At 45.3% G+C, this 18113-nt stretch carries 14 protein-coding genes; 5 read left to right on the top strand and 9 right to left on the bottom strand.

Going from position 1 to position 18113, the window contains the following annotated elements:
- Positions 1-283: 283 nt before the first annotated feature.
- A complete protein-coding gene (locus AC07M6_RS21265) occupies positions 284-2758 on the bottom strand; it encodes a TonB-dependent receptor (protein ID WP_494892946.1) in 2475 nt (824 codons plus the stop codon).
- Positions 2759-3043: 285 nt separating this feature from the next.
- Complete coding sequence (gene lpdA, locus AC07M6_RS21270) at positions 3044-4447, bottom strand: dihydrolipoyl dehydrogenase (RefSeq protein WP_494892947.1); 1404 nt, start codon at positions 4445-4447, stop codon at positions 3044-3046.
- 162 nt (positions 4448-4609) lie between these two features.
- On the opposite strand from lpdA, the gene AC07M6_RS21275 reads away from it, so the two are divergent.
- Positions 4610-5899 (top strand): DoxX family protein, encoded by a 1290-nt coding sequence (locus AC07M6_RS21275; RefSeq protein WP_494892949.1) that lies wholly within the window; start codon positions 4610-4612, stop codon positions 5897-5899.
- Positions 5900-5960: 61 nt separating this feature from the next.
- Here AC07M6_RS21275 and AC07M6_RS21280 read toward each other — a convergent pair whose 3' ends face one another.
- The 3 genes from AC07M6_RS21280 to AC07M6_RS21290 all read right to left on the bottom strand — a co-directional run bounded on the left by AC07M6_RS21280 (position 5961) and on the right by AC07M6_RS21290 (position 8208).
- On the bottom strand, positions 5961-6629 hold the full coding sequence (locus AC07M6_RS21280) for a hypothetical protein (protein ID WP_494892950.1): 669 nt from the start codon (positions 6627-6629) through the stop codon (positions 5961-5963).
- Between the two features lie 185 nt (positions 6630-6814).
- Complete coding sequence (locus AC07M6_RS21285) at positions 6815-7669, bottom strand: hypothetical protein (protein WP_494892952.1); 855 nt, start codon at positions 7667-7669, stop codon at positions 6815-6817.
- A gap of 77 nt (positions 7670-7746) precedes the next feature.
- Positions 7747-8208: a MaoC family dehydratase gene (locus tag AC07M6_RS21290; protein WP_494892953.1), complete on the bottom strand. Its 462-nt coding sequence runs from the start codon at positions 8206-8208 to the stop codon at positions 7747-7749.
- A 237-nt stretch (positions 8209-8445) separates the two neighbouring features.
- Between AC07M6_RS21290 and lysS the strand changes: the two genes are divergently transcribed.
- A complete protein-coding gene (gene lysS, locus AC07M6_RS21295; protein ID WP_494892955.1) occupies positions 8446-10167 on the top strand; it encodes a lysine--tRNA ligase in 1722 nt (573 codons plus the stop codon).
- 693 nt (positions 10168-10860) lie between these two features.
- On the opposite strand, the gene AC07M6_RS21300 is transcribed toward lysS, so the two are convergent.
- Positions 10861-11751, bottom strand: a complete 891-nt coding sequence (locus AC07M6_RS21300) for a flavin reductase family protein (RefSeq protein WP_494892957.1) — start codon at positions 11749-11751, stop codon at positions 10861-10863.
- Between the two features lie 149 nt (positions 11752-11900).
- Between AC07M6_RS21300 and AC07M6_RS21305 the strand changes: the two genes are divergently transcribed.
- The 3 genes from AC07M6_RS21305 to trxA all read left to right on the top strand — a co-directional run bounded on the left by AC07M6_RS21305 (position 11901) and on the right by trxA (position 14421).
- A complete protein-coding gene (locus tag AC07M6_RS21305; protein ID WP_494892958.1) occupies positions 11901-12542 on the top strand; it encodes a DUF47 domain-containing protein in 642 nt (213 codons plus the stop codon).
- Positions 12543-12683: 141 nt separating this feature from the next.
- Positions 12684-13940 carry a YdcF family protein gene (locus tag AC07M6_RS21310; protein ID WP_494892960.1) on the top strand — a complete coding sequence of 419 codons (1257 nt, stop codon included), beginning with the start codon at positions 12684-12686 and terminating at the stop codon, positions 13938-13940.
- 184 nt (positions 13941-14124) lie between these two features.
- Positions 14125-14421 carry a thioredoxin gene (gene trxA, locus AC07M6_RS21315; RefSeq protein WP_494892962.1) on the top strand — a complete coding sequence of 99 codons (297 nt, stop codon included), beginning with the start codon at positions 14125-14127 and terminating at the stop codon, positions 14419-14421.
- Positions 14422-14704: 283 nt separating this feature from the next.
- On the opposite strand, the gene AC07M6_RS21320 is transcribed toward trxA, so the two are convergent.
- From AC07M6_RS21320 to AC07M6_RS21330, 3 genes are all read right to left on the bottom strand, one after another.
- Positions 14705-15106, bottom strand: coding sequence for a hypothetical protein (locus AC07M6_RS21320; protein ID WP_494892964.1), 402 nt, complete (start codon positions 15104-15106; stop codon positions 14705-14707).
- A gap of 1 nt (position 15107) precedes the next feature.
- On the bottom strand, positions 15108-15389 hold the full coding sequence (locus tag AC07M6_RS21325; protein ID WP_494892966.1) for a cysteine-rich CWC family protein: 282 nt from the start codon (positions 15387-15389) through the stop codon (positions 15108-15110).
- Positions 15390-15708: 319 nt separating this feature from the next.
- A complete protein-coding gene (locus AC07M6_RS21330; RefSeq protein WP_494892968.1) occupies positions 15709-18084 on the bottom strand; it encodes a ribonucleoside-diphosphate reductase subunit alpha in 2376 nt (791 codons plus the stop codon).
- Positions 18085-18113 lie beyond the last annotated feature (29 nt).

Genomic DNA, 18113 nt, shown 5'->3' on the forward strand with positions numbered 1-18113 from the left:
TTTTATATTCAATTGTTATGTTATATCAGCTATGACCACATGATTTTTAATCAGGTTACACCCCGTTGCACTTTTTTGTAAATAATATTTAATGGAGGTCGGACAGATACCAGAATGTCGTTTCGAACAAACCGGGGAGGGCCTGTATGATAGCGTGAGGAGAAAACTTATATGTGCGATAAGCATCGCGTAAGACTTTTGCTCCCTGCATACCAAAGACCGCACGTATAACAAAAAAAGCCCCCGCAAATGCGGGGGCCCCTGGTAATATAATTTTTAAACCTTAACGGCCGCCGCCGCTATTGCCACCATTATTTTGGTCGCCTTGTTTTAAGTCGTCGTTCAGGCCGTTCTTTTTAGGGGCCAGTGGGTTATCCTGTTTAAAGGTAACCTTACCAAAGTTGTAGCTAAACGTTAAACCAACCGAGCGGAATGGGAACGCGGTATGGCTGGTTTGTACAAAATGCCTGCTGGTGATCTGCTGGTCAAAGTCGATAGCGTTTTTAAACGGCGATAAGGTATTAAGACCGATAGACGCTTTCTTTTTCATGATCTCTTTACGCACACCAAAGCCGATAAAGCCAAACGAGGGATTTTTACCTTGTATGGTACGTGTAGGCGAATTCAGGATAGCAAAAGTTTCGGCAGTAAAACCACCGCTTAAAGTTAATGCGCCACTGCCAAAAACATTGTATTGTAAATAGCTGCCACTGCTTGATTGTACCGATGCAAAAGCCGAGTTGGCACTACCGTTATAGGTATAAACGTTTGCACTGGCGCGGAAAGTTAATGGCTTAATAGGTGTTACCGACCCAAAGAAGCTGGCGCCTACCGAGTTATTAGTCCCGATATTAGCGTAGGTAGTGGTATTAACCTGTCCGGATGATACAATACTTTCAATAATATTATTGGTGCGTTTGTAGTATACAGAAGCATTAATAACCGATGAGCCAATATAAGTTGAATAATTCAGTTCGACAGTTTGTGCAGTTTCAGGCGATAAGTTAGGGTTACCCTTTGTTATGTTTTGCGGGTTGCTTTGATTAACAAACGGGTTTAAAAACTGCAGGCTTGGGCGTTGGATCCTTTTGCTGTAGCTTAATTTAAAGGTTTGTGTACCGCCAAACTGTTTTGATAAAGCAAAGCTGGGTACAAAAGTAGTATAGCTGTTATCAAACGGCTGCAAGCCCAGGTTGGTATTGGCTGATTTACCATCTATCTGCGTATTCTCTACACGTACACCTGTTTGCATACTCCAGCTTTTAGGCAGGGTAAAGCTAAATACGCTATAGCCGGCATAAACGTGTTGGTTATAATCGTATACGTTTGATATAGCCGGGTTATATACATACTCCGTCTGCGAGGCGGTTTTGGTAGAGAAATCAGAATTACTGCTGATGATCCTGGATATGGTTTTAGCACCCGACTCCATTTTTACTTTTTTGCTGATAGGCAGGGTATAATCAATCTGGGCGGTGTACTCGTTATTTAAGCCACCGTTTTTAGCTAACTGGCTGGCGTTTACAGCCGAAAAAACGTTGTTATAATCTACATCTGTTTTGCTGTGGCTCCATTCGCCGCTAAAAACCAGCTCATGGCCTTCCTGCTTAAATTTGTGGGTATAATCAGCAATCCAGTCAAAACCGCCAAATACTGTTTTGGTATTGTTAATGGCGCTGTAGGCTAAGTTTTGTGTTGGGGTAATTGTGCTGTAATTGGTTGTACCATCTGTTTTAAAACCACCCTGGTTAAACCTGATGGATGAATGGATGGCGTTATAATTATTAAAATCATAGTTAACCTCGCCCGAGCCGGTATAAGCATAACGCTTGATCCTGCGCGACGAAGTTTGATCATTAGTGATCAGTAACGAATCGTTATAGCTATGGAAGATGGTTGGTGTTACCTGTGGCCAGGTAAAATTGCCGCCAAAATTGCCGGTAACGCTTAAACGGTTTTGCTTGATATTTAAGTTGGCGTTACCATTGTTTTGACGGGTACCGATACCGCCGCTGATAGCGCCGCTAACACCCGAAATGTTTTTGCTTTTGGTAATAATGTTTATGATACCGGCAGTACCTTCCGCATCGTATTTAGCCGATGGCGAAGTAATTACCTCGATGCTTTTGATCTGATCGGCAGGGAACGAACGCAGCACATCGGCCAGGTTGTTTGACATGGCTCCCGATGGTTTACCATTGATCAGCACTTTCACATTCTGATCGCCGCGCAGGGATACGCCGCCGTTAATATCAACAGCAACCAGCGGTACTTTACGCAATACGTCGGTAGCGTTGCCGCCTTGCGCGGTCAGGTCTTTTTCGGCATTATAAACGATCTTGTCAATTTTGGTTTCGATGATCGCTTTCTCGCCCACTACATTAACCTGGCTTAACGATTTTGCACTGGGTGCCAGGATAATGGTACCCATGTTGTTATCGGGTTTTGATAAGGTAGTTTCAACTGGGTCGAAGGTTTTTGACGGGTAGCCAATAAAGGTTACCGTAATTTTGTACTTACCGGGAGGCATGTTATTTAATTTAAAACTGCCTTTTTCGTCGGTCAATACACCGTTAATAGGGGCTTTGCCGCCACTGCGGAAAATGCTTACTGTGGCATAATCAAGCGGTTTTTTTGAAATGGAATCTACCACCGTACCCGATATTTTACCGGTAATGGTTGAGCCGCCGCCGCCGAATTGCGCCTTGGCTGATAGTACAGAGCAGAATATTGCTAAAAGTAAAATTATACGTTTCATTTGTGATTAATTTGGTAATAAGAGTATGTTTTTGCTGAAATGTTACAGGCCTTTTAAGTTTTTTACCTTAAATATGATGTAAAAATAGGGCGCACTAAGTGATGCAACAACAGATTTTAGCTGAATGGTATGATATGTAAGATGAATGGTTAAAATGGCCATAAATATTGTGGCGGCCCTAACATGACGGGTGTTATGATCTAACCACGAAACGCCTGGCTATGCCAGGCGTTTCGTATGATAAATCGATGAAATCACCATTTAACCGGTGAAATCCTGGCAATATTAAATATGTATAGGCCTTTTATCCGTAGCCGCTAAACAAGCTTCCCTCATCGCTTCTGTATACGTAGGGTGGGCATGGCTGGCACGGGTTACATCCTCGGCACTGGCACGGAATTCCATCGCTATAACCGCCTCGGCAATCATATCGGCCGCGCGCGGACCGATCATGTGTACGCCTAAAATTTCATCGGTGGTGGTATCAGCTAAAACTTTTACAAAGCCATCCAAATCGCCGCTGGCACGGGCACGGCCGCTGGCTTTAAACGGGAATTGGCCCGCTTTGTAGCTAATGCCCGCTGCTTTCAGTTGTTCTTCGGTTTGGCCTACGCTGGCAACTTCGGGCCAGGTATAAACTACGCCCGGTATCAGGTTATAGTTAATATGTGGTTTTTGCCCGGCAATTTGCTCGGCCACTAAAGTACCTTCGTCTTCGGCTTTGTGGGCCAGCATGGCACCTTTAATTACATCGCCGATGGCATAAACGCCTTTAACGCTGGTTTCCAGGTGATCATTAACAGTAATTTTGCGGCCGCGTTCTTCAACGGTTAGGCCAATGTTCTCTAAACCTAAACCATCGGTATAAGCAATCCGGCCAACAGCTACCAGGCAGTAATCGCCTTTCAGTTCGCCTTTTTCACCTTTAGGGGTATCAAAAGTAACGGTCACTTCTTTACCTTTTACGGTAGCGCCGGTTACTTTGTGGCCCAGGTAAAAGTCCATGCCCAACTTGGTCAGTACCTTTTGCAGCTCCTTGCCCAAACCTTTATCCATAGTAGGGATAATACCGTCCATATATTCAATAACCGATACCTTAGCACCTAAACGCGCGTAAACCGAGCCTAATTCAAGGCCGATAACGCCACCGCCAATCAGTACCAAATGCTTAGGTACTTCGGTTAAGGTTAAAGCTTCGGTTGAAGTAATGATGCGTTTTTTGTCGATTTTCAGGAACGGCAGGCTCGATGGCTTTGAGCCGGTAGCAATGATCACGTTGGTAGCCGTAATCTCGGCCGATGTGCCATCCGCTTTTCTAACTACAATGGTATTTTTATCTGTAAACGAACCCACGCCTGTGTGTACGTCAATTTTGTTTTTCTTCATCAGGTAGGTAATGCCGCTGGTATTGGCATCAACCACTTCCTGCTTGCGTTTGATCATCCGGCCGAAATCAAATTTCAGGTCTTTCAGTTTAATGCCATGGTCTTCAAAGGCATGGGCGGCGTTATGGTAATGTTCGGACGAATCTAACAAAGCCTTGCTTGGGATACAGCCCACATTTAAGCAGGTACCACCCAGGGTATTGTATTTTTCAACAATGGCAGTTTTTAAACCCAACTGGGCGCAACGTATAGCGGCTACATATCCACCCGGACCAGAACCTATAACGATAACATCATATTGCATAGCAGAAGTATTTTTTAATTTGCCAAAGTTAACATTCTAATAAATAAAGCGGGACACAATATCATCTGTTATGGGTAAAATTTTAATGAGTTTATTTTACTGATGATCAGGGATTAACAAATTAATCTTATTTTAGAGCATCACAATAAACCAACACTGCCCGTGACTGCAACCAACACCCTGACCCAACCCTGGTCGCCGGCCCAAAAATGGGGCTTCCGTTTTTCGCTGTTATTTTTTGTATTCTTTATACTTTGCAACCCCAACGGCGCGGTGCCGCTGCTCAGCAATTATGAATCCGTTTATCTTATACCGGTACAAAAGCTGGTGGTATGGGGCGGGGCGCATATCCTGCACCTGGCGCAACCCATCACCGCGTTTACCAATGGCAGCGGCGATACTACTTATAACTGGGTAGTGATATTGCTGATAACTGTCATATCCCTCGTTGGTGCCACTATATGGTCGTTAGTAAACACCAAACCCATGAGTTACGATAGGTTGTACTATTGGCTGCTGGTAGTATTGCGCTTTTATGTAGGCTTTACAATGATTGGTTATGGTGCATACAAGGTAATCAAGCTGCAATTCCCGTTGCCCGGGCCTGGGCGGTTGTTGGAAGCTTATGGTGATTCATCGCCCATGGGTTTGGCCTGGACGTTTATGGGATACTCCAAAGCCTATAATTACTTTACCGGCATTGCCGAACTGGCTTGTGGTGTATTGTTGTTATTCCGCAAAACTACACTCATCGGCGCTGTGATAGGATTTACCGTGATAGCTAATATTGTAGCCATAAACTATTGTTTTGACGTGCCGGTGAAGATTGTATCAAGCAGTTTGTTGCTGATGGTGATCTTTATTTTACTGAAAGACCTAAACCGGATCATCAAATTCTTTTTCCTGAATCAAACTGCCGAACCAGCTATTCTTACCCCGCGGCGTTTTCAAAAACGATGGAAAAACATTACGCTGATCGCCACCAAATACCTGCTGATTGCCTATGTGGTATTGAGTACAGGCAGTAGCGTAATGGCAAGCATGCAATATGGCGACGATGCCAAACGCCCAGTATTGTATGGCTTATTTAACACCAAAACTTTTGTGCAAGGCAAGGACACTTTACCACTGCTGTTGACCGATACTACCCGCTGGCGCAGGATCATTATTAATGGCTTTGGCTCGGTAAAAATAACCACCATGAACGACAGTACCCGCAGCTACAGCTTTAAAACCGATACGGTTAAAAAGCAGATTACCATCGGTTCGTTTAAGGATACTACCCGCAAATATGTTTTTAACTACAACCTATCTAAGGATAGTATATTGCAAATGACCGGCAAAGGCCCTAATGGCGATATGAGCGCCACACTAAAACGTTATAACGAAAAGAAATTTTTGCTCATGCGCCGCGGTTTCCATTGGGTAAATGAGTTTCCGTTTAACCGGTAAATAACCATTTAACAGCCCGGACCGGCACCAAAAACACGCCGGCCCGGGTACTGAAAATGTTTTACTTAATCGTATAGCTGGTCAGTTCGGATATAGAAAGATCGCCTGCGGGGGTAGTGCTGTAAATGGCTATCATACCAATACCTTTAGCTACGTAAAATTTAAAGGTAAAGCCGGTTTGAAATACATTATTAACCTTATACTGCACCTCAACCTGGCTGCGTGCCACATTATTATAGGTTTTACCTTGTATAGTTTTGCTGATGCCTACCTCCAGTATAGTGGTTTTTAATTGGATTTGCATAGAGCTGCCGGTAGTATTCACCGGGGTTATCCAATTAGTGCCGGCTGCAGCTCCATCTTTTAAATATGGGATATCCAGGTCAATGCCGGTTTCTTCGTCGGTTTGGCGGATGCTGTAAATTTTATCGTTCAGGCCGTAAAATACGTTGATTTGCTCGGTGCCGGTAACAGATTTTGCCTGGTGATAAGTTTTATTATCCATTTGGTAAAGCATCTGCGTCATGGTAATCACACTGTTTTCCACTTCGGTTTGGTTGGTGCCGGGTATTTCTACTTCGGTACGGTATTCCCATTTCGAGTCGCGGGTGAAAGGTTGATAAGTTGCATTGTTTTTGCCGCCGTCAATCGGGATAATAGAAACATCGTTTTTACACGCGGCTAATGATAAAGTACTAATTGCGATTAAGGTTAAAAATTTGTTTTTCATTGTGTTAAAGAATTAAGACGGCATCCCGCCGTTTTTTTTGAATAAAATAGTGTATCAATTGCCGATAACGGGCGGGGGTACCACCGCCGTTTTCAGCAAATTAAAATCATAGACGAAAAATGTAATGGAAACGTTACAAGCAGGGTGCTTTTTTGTGAAGATAGGGCTGCTTTGGTGATTATCGCTTATTTATCCGTATCAAAACGCAGGCGATAAGCCATGCCTAATTTAAAGTAATAATTATTTTGCATACCCAGGTTTATGGCATTGCCACCGATTTGCCCGACCCGTATTTTGCGGGAAACGGTGTGGCCTATCTCGGCATTAAATATCAGGCTTTTTGCGATGTAAAAGTCGCCGAAAAGGCCCGGCTCATATTCATTTATCCTAAGATAGGAATTACCGGGTTGGCGATACGAACTGGTAAACGAAGCGAAAACCAAACCATAATAAAATTTAGGGTTAACTTTATGCTCGTAGGTCAGGTTTCCGGGCAATACGCCAAATAACTTATTACGCGGACTGATGCGCCAGTCGATCCCAACCAGCGGCACAAAAAAGTTGCCGAAAAACTCTTTATTATAATACAAGCCCAGTTTATAGGCTAATAATGGCTTAGCCTGGTAGGTGGCTAAAGCCGCGCCACCTAACTGCGCAATGCCCCCCGAGTTGATATTTTGATAATTTACCCGCGGTATAAACGAATAAAGCATTTTAAATTTTGGAGTATAAGCATGAACAAAGCTTAAGGGCAAAGCCATAGACGAGTAATGTGTATCCGGCACACCGCTTTGGTCGTAACTGAAGCTCCATTGTTCAAAAAATGGGCTGGCAATAAATACGTTCTTTAAATTGGCCGAGCGGACGGGCAGGTTAACGCCCGCTGTAAAATAGGTCATGGAATAGTTAGGCGCACCGGGCGTATTGATCTTGCCGCCCGGGCTGCTATAGTATTTTACATTGGCCAAATCAAGATAGGGTTGTGCTTTTACTACTAATATAGAAACTGCGAATAAAGAAACAAGCACCAGTTTTTTCATTTCGTAAAATACTGATAATTAATCAATTATTCGCGTTGCCACTTATCGCATCCCAGTGGTATAAACCGGCAGGAAAATTAGCCGTTAAAGTGGTACAGAAACACTACTTCGCCGGTATAGGCGGGTTTTTTCTCGCCGTCAATTTCCATAGTTACGCCAATGGTTGCTTTGGTAATGCCCCGTAAATTAACAATGGCATTTAGTTTAGCAATAAGCCTCACCTGGCTGTTAACCGGCACGGCCTGCGCAAAACGGATGTTTTCGATACTGTAATTGATCTGCATTTTTAAATTCTGCACATCGGCTATCTGGTGCCAAAAATAAGGCAGCAGCGAAACCGTTAAATAACCATGCGCAATGGTTGCCTTAAAAGGGCTTTCGATTGCGCATCTTTCAGGGTCGGTGTGGATCCATTGATGGTCGATAGTAGCCTCGGCAAACTGATCAATCTGCTGCTGGGTAATGGTATGCCAGCCGGATGTGCCGATCTCCTTACCCAGGTAAGCCTCAAATTCGGTGTGGTTTTTAACGGTTATCATAAATGTATAACAGGTAGGGTTTATATTTGTGAGGTAAAAATAATAAACCTTAGCACATTTCATAGCGCCGGCAATCATTAGCGGATATGATTATTAATAATGGGGCGCTTTACCATTAAATTACCGGCTGCCCGGCCTGTTAACCCGGCGCTTTGTACCCGGCAATCACATATTGGTTAAACAAACTCGCCAAAATTCCCTATTTTTGCACCTTTTAATAATATACCCACAACAACAATGAGTATTGCCCTATCCGAACAGGAAATTATCCGTCGCGAATCGTTACAGGCTTTGCGTGCCTTAGGCATCAACCCCTACCCGGCCGAAGAATTTAAGGTAACTAACCTAACCCAGGACATTAAGGATAACTTCGAAAGCAAACCCGACGAATATAAAGAGGTAGTAATTGCCGGCCGTATTATGGGCCGCCGGATTATGGGCAGCGCCTCATTTTTTGAATTGCAGGATAGCAGCGGCCGTTTACAGGTTTACCTGAAACGCGACGACGTTTGCCCGGATGAGGATAAAACCTTATACAATACGGTATTTAAAAAACTGCTGGATATCGGCGATTATGTGGGCGTTAAAGGCTTCGCGTTTTTAACCCAAACCGGCGAACTGTCGGTACATACACAGGAACTGACCATCTTGTCAAAATCCTTGAAACCTTTGCCGGTGGTGAAGCGTGATGATGATGGCAATACCTTCGACGGGTTTACCGACCCCGAAATGCGTTACCGCCAGCGCTATGTGGATTTAACGGTTAACCCCGGGTTTAAGCAGATCTTCATCAACCGATCAAAAGTGATTAGCGCTATGCGCGGTTATTTTAACGATCAGGGCTGGATGGAGGTGGAAACACCGATACTACAAGCCGTACATGGCGGCGCCGCGGCGCGTCCGTTTATTACGCACCACAATACTTTGGATATGCAGCTTTACCTGCGTATTGCCAACGAGTTGTACCTGAAAAGATTAATAGTTGCCGGTTTCGACGGCGTTTATGAGTTTGGCAAAATGTTTCGTAACGAGGGCATGGACCGCACACATAACCCCGAGTTTACCGCTATGGAAATATATGTGGCCTATAAAGATTATATCTGGATGATGGCCATGGTAGAGGAATGTTTGGAAAAGGTGGCCCGTGCCGTTCACGGCGTACCGGTGGTACAGGTGGGCGCCAACGAGATCAACTTTGCCGGTCCGTATACTAAATTGTCGATGTATGATTCTATCCTGAAATATACCGGGATAGATGTATCGGCCATGGACGAAGCCGCTTTGCGCCAAACCTGCCGCGATCTGGCTATTGAGGTAGATACCACGATGGGTAAAGGCAAACTGATCGACGAGATCTTCAGCGTTAAGGTAGAGGCTAATTTAATCCAGCCTACTTATATTACCGATTACCCTATTGAAATGACCCCGCTGGCCAAAAAACACCGTACTAAGGATGGCCTGGTTGAGCGTTTCGAACTGTTTGTGAACGGTAAGGAAATAGCCAACGCCTACTCGGAGTTGAACGACCCGATTGATCAGCGCGAGCGTTTGGAAGATCAGTTATTATTAGCTGGCAGAGGTGATGAGGAAGCCATGGCTATGGACGAAGACTTTCTGCGTGCCCTGGAATACGGGATGCCGCCAACATCGGGCCTGGGTATCGGGATAGACCGTTTGGTGATGCTGATGACCAATCAGAGCACTATCCAGGAAGTATTGTTCTTCCCGCAAATGCGTGCCGAAAAGAAAGCTAAAGTAGCCACAGCCGATGATTTTATTGCCGTCGGTGTATCTGCCGAATGGGTGCCGGTATTAAATAAAATGGGCTTCAACACCGTTGAAGAACTAAAAGCCGCCAACCCCAACAAAGTATTTAACGACCTTGGCGGCATGCGTAAAAAATTGAAACTGGATATCACCATGCCAACTAAGGAAGAGGTGATGAGGTGGTTTGAGTAAAACCCTCCCAACCCTCCCCGACCGCGTGGCGCTTTAGCCGTGGCGCAAGGCGAGGGTTTTAGAATAATATTGTAGAGGCACATACTTGTGCCTCTTTTTTGTTTGTGCTATTTGTTGGTTTGGTATTTCATTAGGCTTAGTAAATCAGTTAATGCAAGTCAGTGGATGTTACTTTCTTTTTTCGCAAAAAAGAAAGTAACCAAAGAAAAAAACCGCGGCTTGGTTATCTTCTACGAACAGTTTGTGCTTTGGCAAGGACAGTGGTACCCGAAGATTCCCGATGCCGCATTTAGGACGGTTATTAAGGGCTTGGTGCGGCAGTAGCAACAACTCCAATCGGCCTTCGGCCGATTGGAGTTGTTGTCCTTTTTATTCCCGACAGCGGTACGGCTTCCGGAAAGATCAGGCAAAACGATGCTGGCATGTGGGTGGAAAAGGGAAGCGGATTTGCCTGAAGCGTAGGAAATGTGCGGTCAGCGGCAAATTCTTGCGTACCGTGGTTTTGCATGATGCGGGCAACGGCAATGTGCGGCAAAGGAAGCATTTCCGCTGTCTTGATTTATTCACATATTATTATTTTAATAGGCGTTCATGAGGTCGCTATCGCTTAGTTTTTGGTTACTTTTTTATCAAGAAAAAAGTAACAGCCCTCCGCGACAATTGAGCGGACTGACGTTCATATACTCCAAACGGTTAATCTACCATCAACACCTTCAAAGCATCCTCTACCCTATCCTCTCCCAACAAACTCTTAGCCTTTAAATGCAACTGCAATTCGCGTGTATGGCTATCGCCGATGGTAGCATCCAGAATTTCTTTTACTTCATCTGTTTGGGCAAATTGCTCTACTTCATCATCCGAAGGCAGCACGGTGAGGTTACCTAATCTACCTAAATCATTCCCGCTTAATACGGTTGAATTCCGTACGTGATAAGGCAGCGCATCTACACCAATACCAATGTGCCGGTTAGGCTTTTCAACCATAAACAGGTTATCGGTAGTTACACGGCAATACCAATCGCCGCCAAGGCGGGCCACCTGGTCCATTTTGGTTTGGTCTATTTTACCGTCGGCGCCTAAAACAGCCTCGTTAATGTGCATCAGCTTGATCTCGGCAATGATGAGGTTCCCCGCGCCCGGGCCATCCCCCAGGCTGATGATATCGTTCACCACACACTCAAACTGCACCGGCGATTCGGCCACGCGTGGCGGCTTCACCATTTCGGATGGCAATTCGGTAAAACCGGCTTTTATAAACTCATTTACCCCCTGTGCATATTCTACGCTGCTCAGCGATGTTTGCTGTACCATATTATAGGTAACGACATTGATCACCAGTTCGCGCACTTCCAGCAGATTTTCCAGGCTGTGTTTAGTGGTATTATCCCGCACCCTCCGCGATGGTGAAATAATACATATCGGCGGATTAGTGCTAAACATATTAAAAAAGCTGAAGGGGCTCAGGTTCACATTACCGTTTTTATCTATGGTACTGGCCAAAGCAATTGGGCGCGGCGCTATGGCATATTGCAGGTAATTCTGCAGTTCCATGGGCGATAGGTCGGCTACTTTAAGGGTTAACATACAGTGATAAAGGTATAAATTTTAGTGTGAATGGAATTGTGACACTAAACAGAACATAGTTAAAACTATTTTGTCAACCTTAGCGTAAAAATAAACTTAACATAAACTTAACATTAGTAGTTTAGCTTTGTTGGGACAAATTCAACCGCATGCAATCAAGCCTGTTTAAATCAGCATTCCCCAATTACAACGAGATTTTTTTCTCGCACTTTAACCAGGCGACCGAAAATGTTAGTACCATGGCCAAGCTACTGTTAGAGGCCATTACTACAGACGACGAGCAAAAACCACAATACAATACCATTAACCGACTGAGGGCCAAGAGCCAGGAAATTACCCACCAGGTTTTTACCGATTCGGGCAAGGCCTTTATTTCGCCGTTTGAGCGCAGTGATATGTGCGATTTGGTAAAAGCCATTGATACCGTTGCCGGTTATATCAATATTTCATCGCGCAGGATTAACCTGTATCAGCCAACCAGTATTACGCCGCCTATTAAAGAATTAGCCGGTCTGATTGTAAAAACCTGCGCCGAATTAGAAAAATGCGTGAAGCTGTTAGGCAACATTAAAGGCACCCAGGCTATTACCGACTCTGTTAACAATATAAAAGCGCTGGAACATTATGCCGATAAGGTGTACAACAAAGCTGTTGCCGCCCTGCTGGTTGATGAACCTAACGCTATTGAACTGATTAAGTTTAACGAAATTCTGCTGGCCCTTGAAACCACCACCGATAAATGCGAACACGTAACCAACGTGGTAGAAAGCATTGTGGTGAAGAATAGTTAATTTTTGAATGTGCATATATGCAAATGTGCGTATGTGTACATTTGATTTTGAACGCAGTAAATTTCATCATTTGCACATCTGCATATATGCACATTTGCACATTATCCCTATCTTCACATACGCACATCTACCCATTTGCTTATGTATTTCAAAAAAATATTTCTGCTTGCGCTGATTTTTGGCGCCATTTTCCAACTACAAGCCGAGGCTCAGCAAGTCAACCGTTTTTATAAATTAAAGGGTAATAATTTTGTACAATCAAAAAACTACTACCTGCTTACCTTGCTGCAAACCAATATTGCGGTAAAAAAGCTATTGGAAGCCGACCCCGACCTGGCCAAACTCGCAGCCACAAAAGTGGATGCGTTAAAGGCTTCGCTTAATTGTAAGGATGCTTTATGTTATACCGTTCAGTTGAAATTCAGCCCAGATGAGATAAAATCAGTAAGCGATAAACTGGCAAAGCTATACCAGCCCGGTAATGCCTTAGGCTTACTGGTAAAAACCGACCTGATCCCCTCCGGATCATACATTTTAAATAAAGAATTATCGCCCCAACAGCAATTGGTAAAAGCCTGGGAGCAGGATGCCGAAGGGGTAAACTATGCCATCAGCGTTTATGCCGATGGTAAAAAGCCGCGCTATGCGGATATAGATTCTATCAGCTTTAATGTCAAAGCTAAATCTTACACCAGCGTATTATTTGATGCCGCGTCGGTTATGATAGATGAATGTAAAACCAGCAAACTTTTTTTTGAACCGGTGCTGACTTACGCCCTGCAAGCCATGGAAATAAATGGCCGGCACGATGCCGCCAACTTTGAGCCATTGACTGCCGGCATTAACAAAGCCGCCCTGCAAAACATCAAACAAACCAATTGGAGCAAATACAAATACCCCGCTATCCTGATCTTGGGTGCAGGCCCCGGCGATTTAAATACTTCCATCAGTGCTACCGGTATGCTGCGCTGCCGTATGGGTGCCAGCAGGTATTTTGCAGGCTTAGCGCCATTCATTATCGTATCGGGCGGGATGGCGCATCCTTATAAAACCAAATACTGCGAAGCTTTGGAAATGAAGAAATTCCTGGTGAATAACCTGCATGTACCCGCCAACGCCGTTATATGCGAGCCCCAGGCCCGCCACACCACTACTAATGTACGCAACGGGGTACGCCTCATCTATCATTACGGCATGCCGGCTGAAAAACCTTTTTTAACCGTAAGCAGCAAAAGCCATATCGAATCGACAGCAACGGCTATGGCCGAACGCTGTATCCGGGAGTTGAAATATGTACCCTACAAAGTAGGTAAACGAGTTGATGACAACACGCTGGAGCTGTATCCCGTTTTGGATGCCCTGCAAATTAACCCGCTGGAACCTTTGGACCCGCGGTGACTCACCGGTCTACGCTTCGCTGGACCACACTCTCTTCGCCTTTGGCGGAAAGAGGGTACGTGCTTATTGGATACACCTCCTGCCCTCTTTCCGCGCAGCGAAGAGAGGGCCGACGAGCGGAGCAACGTCGGGGTGAGTCAAACTATCCCCGTTCACAATTGTTAACCTAACAAATAACCCAATTATGGCAACGTTCGCTGATCTGATAAAATCCGACAAACCCGTACTGATCGACTTCTCGGCCGAGTGGTGCGGCCCATGTAAAATGATGGCCCTTATCCTAAAGCAATTGAAGGATATGGTAGGCAATGGCGTGAAGATCATTAAAGTTGATGTAGACAAAAACCCCGCGGCAGCCAGCGCTTATAACGTGCAGGGTGTGCCAACGCTGATACTGTTTAAAGATGAGCAGATTAAATGGCGTCAAAGCGGGGTAGTGCAGGCGGCGCAATTAAAACAGGTGGTGGAGCAGTATAAATAGTACGAAAGGTATTACCATTTTGTCATTCGATAGAGCTGGGGAGAGAATGTGAAGTGGGGCGAAAGAGAAATCTTCTACGTGCAGCCTTATCGCTTTTATAAGATTTCTCACTATCGTTCGAAATGACATGCTCCTTGCAGTCACTCGGCTCCAGCCGAGTGACCGCTATTGTCCGGCCTCTGGCCGGTGTAAATAACCTGATTTCATAGTTCACAGCGGCCGGAGGCCGGGAAATAATCATCACTCGGCTGGAGCCGAGCGATTGCATTAGATTTCGTATCGGCTAATACACCAAAGCCAGCGGCCCATCCTTCACCACCAAAACCGACCAGCCTGGTTTTGATCCTGATGTAATACTGGCAATAAATTTACCGCGGATGGAGATACCCACCTCTATCAGGCTATCATTAGGCGATTCTGTCCATTCGCATCTGATCTCACTTTCGTTTTTAATAGGAGATATTCTGGCATCAGCATTTAGGTATTCTATCGGGTTAAGATAGGGCGTTGACTGCATGGCCCAGTTGCTATTGCGGGGCGCTTCGTCTTGATTATAGAGCCATACATCGCCAATAACATCACCATATTCCAGCAGATAGGCGTAGGCTACACGGCCGTCATCTTCAATCAGCACCGAGTAGGTGTCGTCAAATTCGCAGGATATCTGTAAAAGGAACTCCGACATCTTATACTAAGCCGTTTTCTACCCGATACTCTTTTTGTATTTCCAGCAGACACGATGCGCACAGGCAGCCATCATACAATTCACTCACATACTGCACCTCGTTCAGGGTTAACTGCACAGTACTGCACTGGCACTTGGTGAATGAATTGGCTTTACATTCAAAAGTAGCGCGGCAGCGTTCGCAATGGATGATCTCGTGTTTGTGCATATTAGTCCGAAAGTCGGGAAGACCGAAAGTCCGAAAGTTTATTGTGATATGGAAAATAATATCAAAATATGACATATAACCACCACGTCATCGCGAGTTATCAAACCCTGGTGGGGATGACAGAGGGGATGTCACCCTGAGCCTGTCGAAGGGTACGCGCGGTGGCCTGCCCGCCATGGTTCGACAAGCTCACCATGACACCCTACGCTCAATCTGTCATGGGTAGGAACGAAGCAATCCCCGGCAAGCTGTGCTACTCTGCTTGCCGGGGATTGCCACGTCGCTGATAGAAGCTCCTCGCAATGACGGGGGGGATAAAACGAACGGGCGGGATGCATTTGCAACCCGCCCGTTCGTTATTTTAACTTTAGACTTCAGACTAAAGACTTTCGACTTAAGCGCTGCAAGTCACGCAACCTTCTTCCATTGAGCAGCTTGGCCCGGCTGGTATTTCGTCGGCAATCTGGTCAACTAATTCTGGTATAACCGGATCCATGTTTTTACCGCCCTGGTTTTCTACGGTAAATTTAACCGCTTGCGATGCTGCTTGTGTGCGCAGGTAGTACATACCTGTTTTCAGGCCTTTCTTCCAGGCATAGAAGTGCATCGAAGTTAGTTTAGATGCGTTTGGCGAGTTGATGAACAGGTTAAGCGATTGCGACTGGCAGATATACGCGCCACGGTCGGCAGCCATATCAATGATGTTACGCATCTTAATTTCCCATACGGTTTTGTACAGGTCTTTCATATCCTGTGGTATCTCGGCAATATCCTGGATTGAACCGTTAGCGCTGATGATCTTATCTTTCATGGCGCCATCCCAAATACCGCGGTTCACTAAATCGCGCAGTAAGTGTTTGTTAACGATTACAAACTCGCCGCTTAATACACGGCGGGTGTATATATTAGAGGTATAAGGCTCAAAGCACTCGTTATTACCTAATATTTGTGATGTTGAAGCGGTTGGCATTGGCGCTACTAACAGCGAGTTACGCACACCATGGTTCATTACATCTAAACGCAGGTTTTCCCAATCCCAACGGCCGCTATCAGGCGATACATTCCACAGATCGAACTGGAATTTGCCTTTAGATAATGGGGAACCTTTAAAGGTTTTGTAAGCGCCATCCTTAATAGCCAGATCTTTAGAAGCCGTCATCGACGCGAAGTAGATCGTTTCAAAGATCTCCTTGTTCAGTTTACGGGCTTCGTCGCTTTCAAACGGCATACGCAGCAGGATGAAAGCATCGGCCAAACCTTGCACACCTAAGCCTATCGGGCGGTGGCGCAGGTTGGAGTAACGGGCCTCTTCAATCGGGTAGTAATTATTGTCGATGATCTTGTTCAGGTTCAAAGTAGCCTGGTAGGTTACTTCGTACAGTTTTTGATGATCGAACGCCCCATTGATCACATAACGCGGCAAGGCTAACGATGCCAGGTTACAAACGGCAACTTCTTTATCAGATGTGTACTCGATGATCTCGGTACATAAGTTTGAGCTTTTAATGGTACCCAGGTTTTGCTGGTTTGATTTACCGTTAGCAGCATCCTTGTATAACAGGTAAGGCGTACCGGTTTCAACCTGACTATCTAACACGGCAAACCACAATTCCTGCGCCTTAATAGTTTTACGGGCGCGGCCCTCTTTCTCGTATTTAGTATACAGGTCTTCAAACTCCTTACCCCAGCAATCGGCTAATCCCGGTGCTTCGTGCGGACAGAACAGGCTCCAATCCTCGTTGGCTTCCACACGCTGCATAAACAGGTCGGATACCCAAAGGGCGTAGAACAGATCGCGGGCACGCATTTCTTCTTTACCGTGGTTTTTACGCAGGTCAAGGAATTCAAAAATATCGGCATGCCATGGCTCTAAGTAAATAGCAAAGGCGCCTTTACGCTTGCCACCACCCTGATCTACATAACGGGCGGTATCGTTAAACACGCGCAGCATGGGGATAATACCGTTGCTGGTGCCATTTGTGCCGCTAATGTATGACCCTGTTGCACGCACATTGTGGATACTTAGGCCTATACCGCCGGCGCTTTGCGAGATCTTGGCAGTTTGTTTCAGTGTATCGTAGATGCCGTCAATGCTGTCATCTTTCATGGTTAATAAAAAGCATGATGACATTTGCGGCTTGGGGGTACCTGCATTAAACAGGGTTGGCGTAGCGTGGGTGAACCAGCGTTCGCTCATCAGGTGGTAAGTTTTGATGGCGCTTTCGATATCTTCTTTATGGATACCAACCGATACGCGCATAAACAGGTGCTGCGGGCGCTCGGCAATTTTACCGTCCAGCTTTAACAGGTATGATTTTTCGAGGGTTTTAAAACCAAAGTAATCAAAGCCAAAATCGCGGTCGTATATAATACTACTGTCCAGTTCCTCAGCATTATCGCGGATGATCTGGTAAACATCATCGGCCAGTAACGATGCCGGTTTGCCATTTTTAGGGTCTATATATTCATATAGGTTCTTCATGGTTTCCGAAAACGACTTGATGGTGTTTTTGTGCAGATTAGATACTGCAATGCGCGACGCCAGCAAAGCATAATCAGGGTGTTTGGTGGTTAACGAGGCTGCTGTTTCTGCCGCCAGGTTATCCAGTTCAGACGTGGTTACGCCGTCAAACAAACCTTCAATAACTTTTTTGGCCACGTCGATCGGGTCAACCAACGGTGGAAAACCATAGCACAGTTTCTCGATGCGTGCGGTGATCTTGTCAAATTTTACGGATTCTTTTTTACCGTCTCTTTTAATTACGTACATGTTGTGTCCCCCTCTTTTTGTTCCCTTAC

This window comes from Mucilaginibacter sp. GW821-FHT07H05, assembly GCF_059418485.1.

Excerpts from the sequence above, each read along its gene's own strand:
- AC07M6_RS21290 (WP_494892953.1), bottom strand. The coding sequence starts at position 8,208 with ATGATAACCGTTAAAAACCACACCGAATTTGAGGCTTACCTGGGTAAG.
- AC07M6_RS21320 (WP_494892964.1), bottom strand. The coding sequence starts at position 15,106 with ATGTCGGAGTTCCTTTTACAGATATCCTGCGAATTTGACGACACCTAC.
- lysS (WP_494892955.1), top strand. The coding sequence starts at position 8,446 with ATGAGTATTGCCCTATCCGAACAGGAAATTATCCGTCGCGAATCGTTA.
- AC07M6_RS21285 (WP_494892952.1), bottom strand. The coding sequence starts at position 7,669 with ATGAAAAAACTGGTGCTTGTTTCTTTATTCGCAGTTTCTATATTAGTA.
- AC07M6_RS21305 (WP_494892958.1), top strand. The coding sequence starts at position 11,901 with ATGCAATCAAGCCTGTTTAAATCAGCATTCCCCAATTACAACGAGATT.
- AC07M6_RS21310 (WP_494892960.1), top strand. The coding sequence starts at position 12,684 with ATGTATTTCAAAAAAATATTTCTGCTTGCGCTGATTTTTGGCGCCATT.
- AC07M6_RS21325 (WP_494892966.1), bottom strand. The coding sequence starts at position 15,389 with ATGTCATATTTTGATATTATTTTCCATATCACAATAAACTTTCGGACT.
- AC07M6_RS21300 (WP_494892957.1), bottom strand. The coding sequence starts at position 11,751 with ATGTTAACCCTTAAAGTAGCCGACCTATCGCCCATGGAACTGCAGAAT.
- trxA (WP_494892962.1), top strand. The coding sequence starts at position 14,125 with ATGGCAACGTTCGCTGATCTGATAAAATCCGACAAACCCGTACTGATC.
- AC07M6_RS21280 (WP_494892950.1), bottom strand. The coding sequence starts at position 6,629 with ATGAAAAACAAATTTTTAACCTTAATCGCAATTAGTACTTTATCATTA.
- lpdA (WP_494892947.1), bottom strand. The coding sequence starts at position 4,447 with ATGCAATATGATGTTATCGTTATAGGTTCTGGTCCGGGTGGATATGTA.
- AC07M6_RS21330 (WP_494892968.1), bottom strand. The coding sequence starts at position 18,084 with ATGTACGTAATTAAAAGAGACGGTAAAAAAGAATCCGTAAAATTTGAC.
- AC07M6_RS21265 (WP_494892946.1), bottom strand. The coding sequence starts at position 2,758 with ATGAAACGTATAATTTTACTTTTAGCAATATTCTGCTCTGTACTATCA.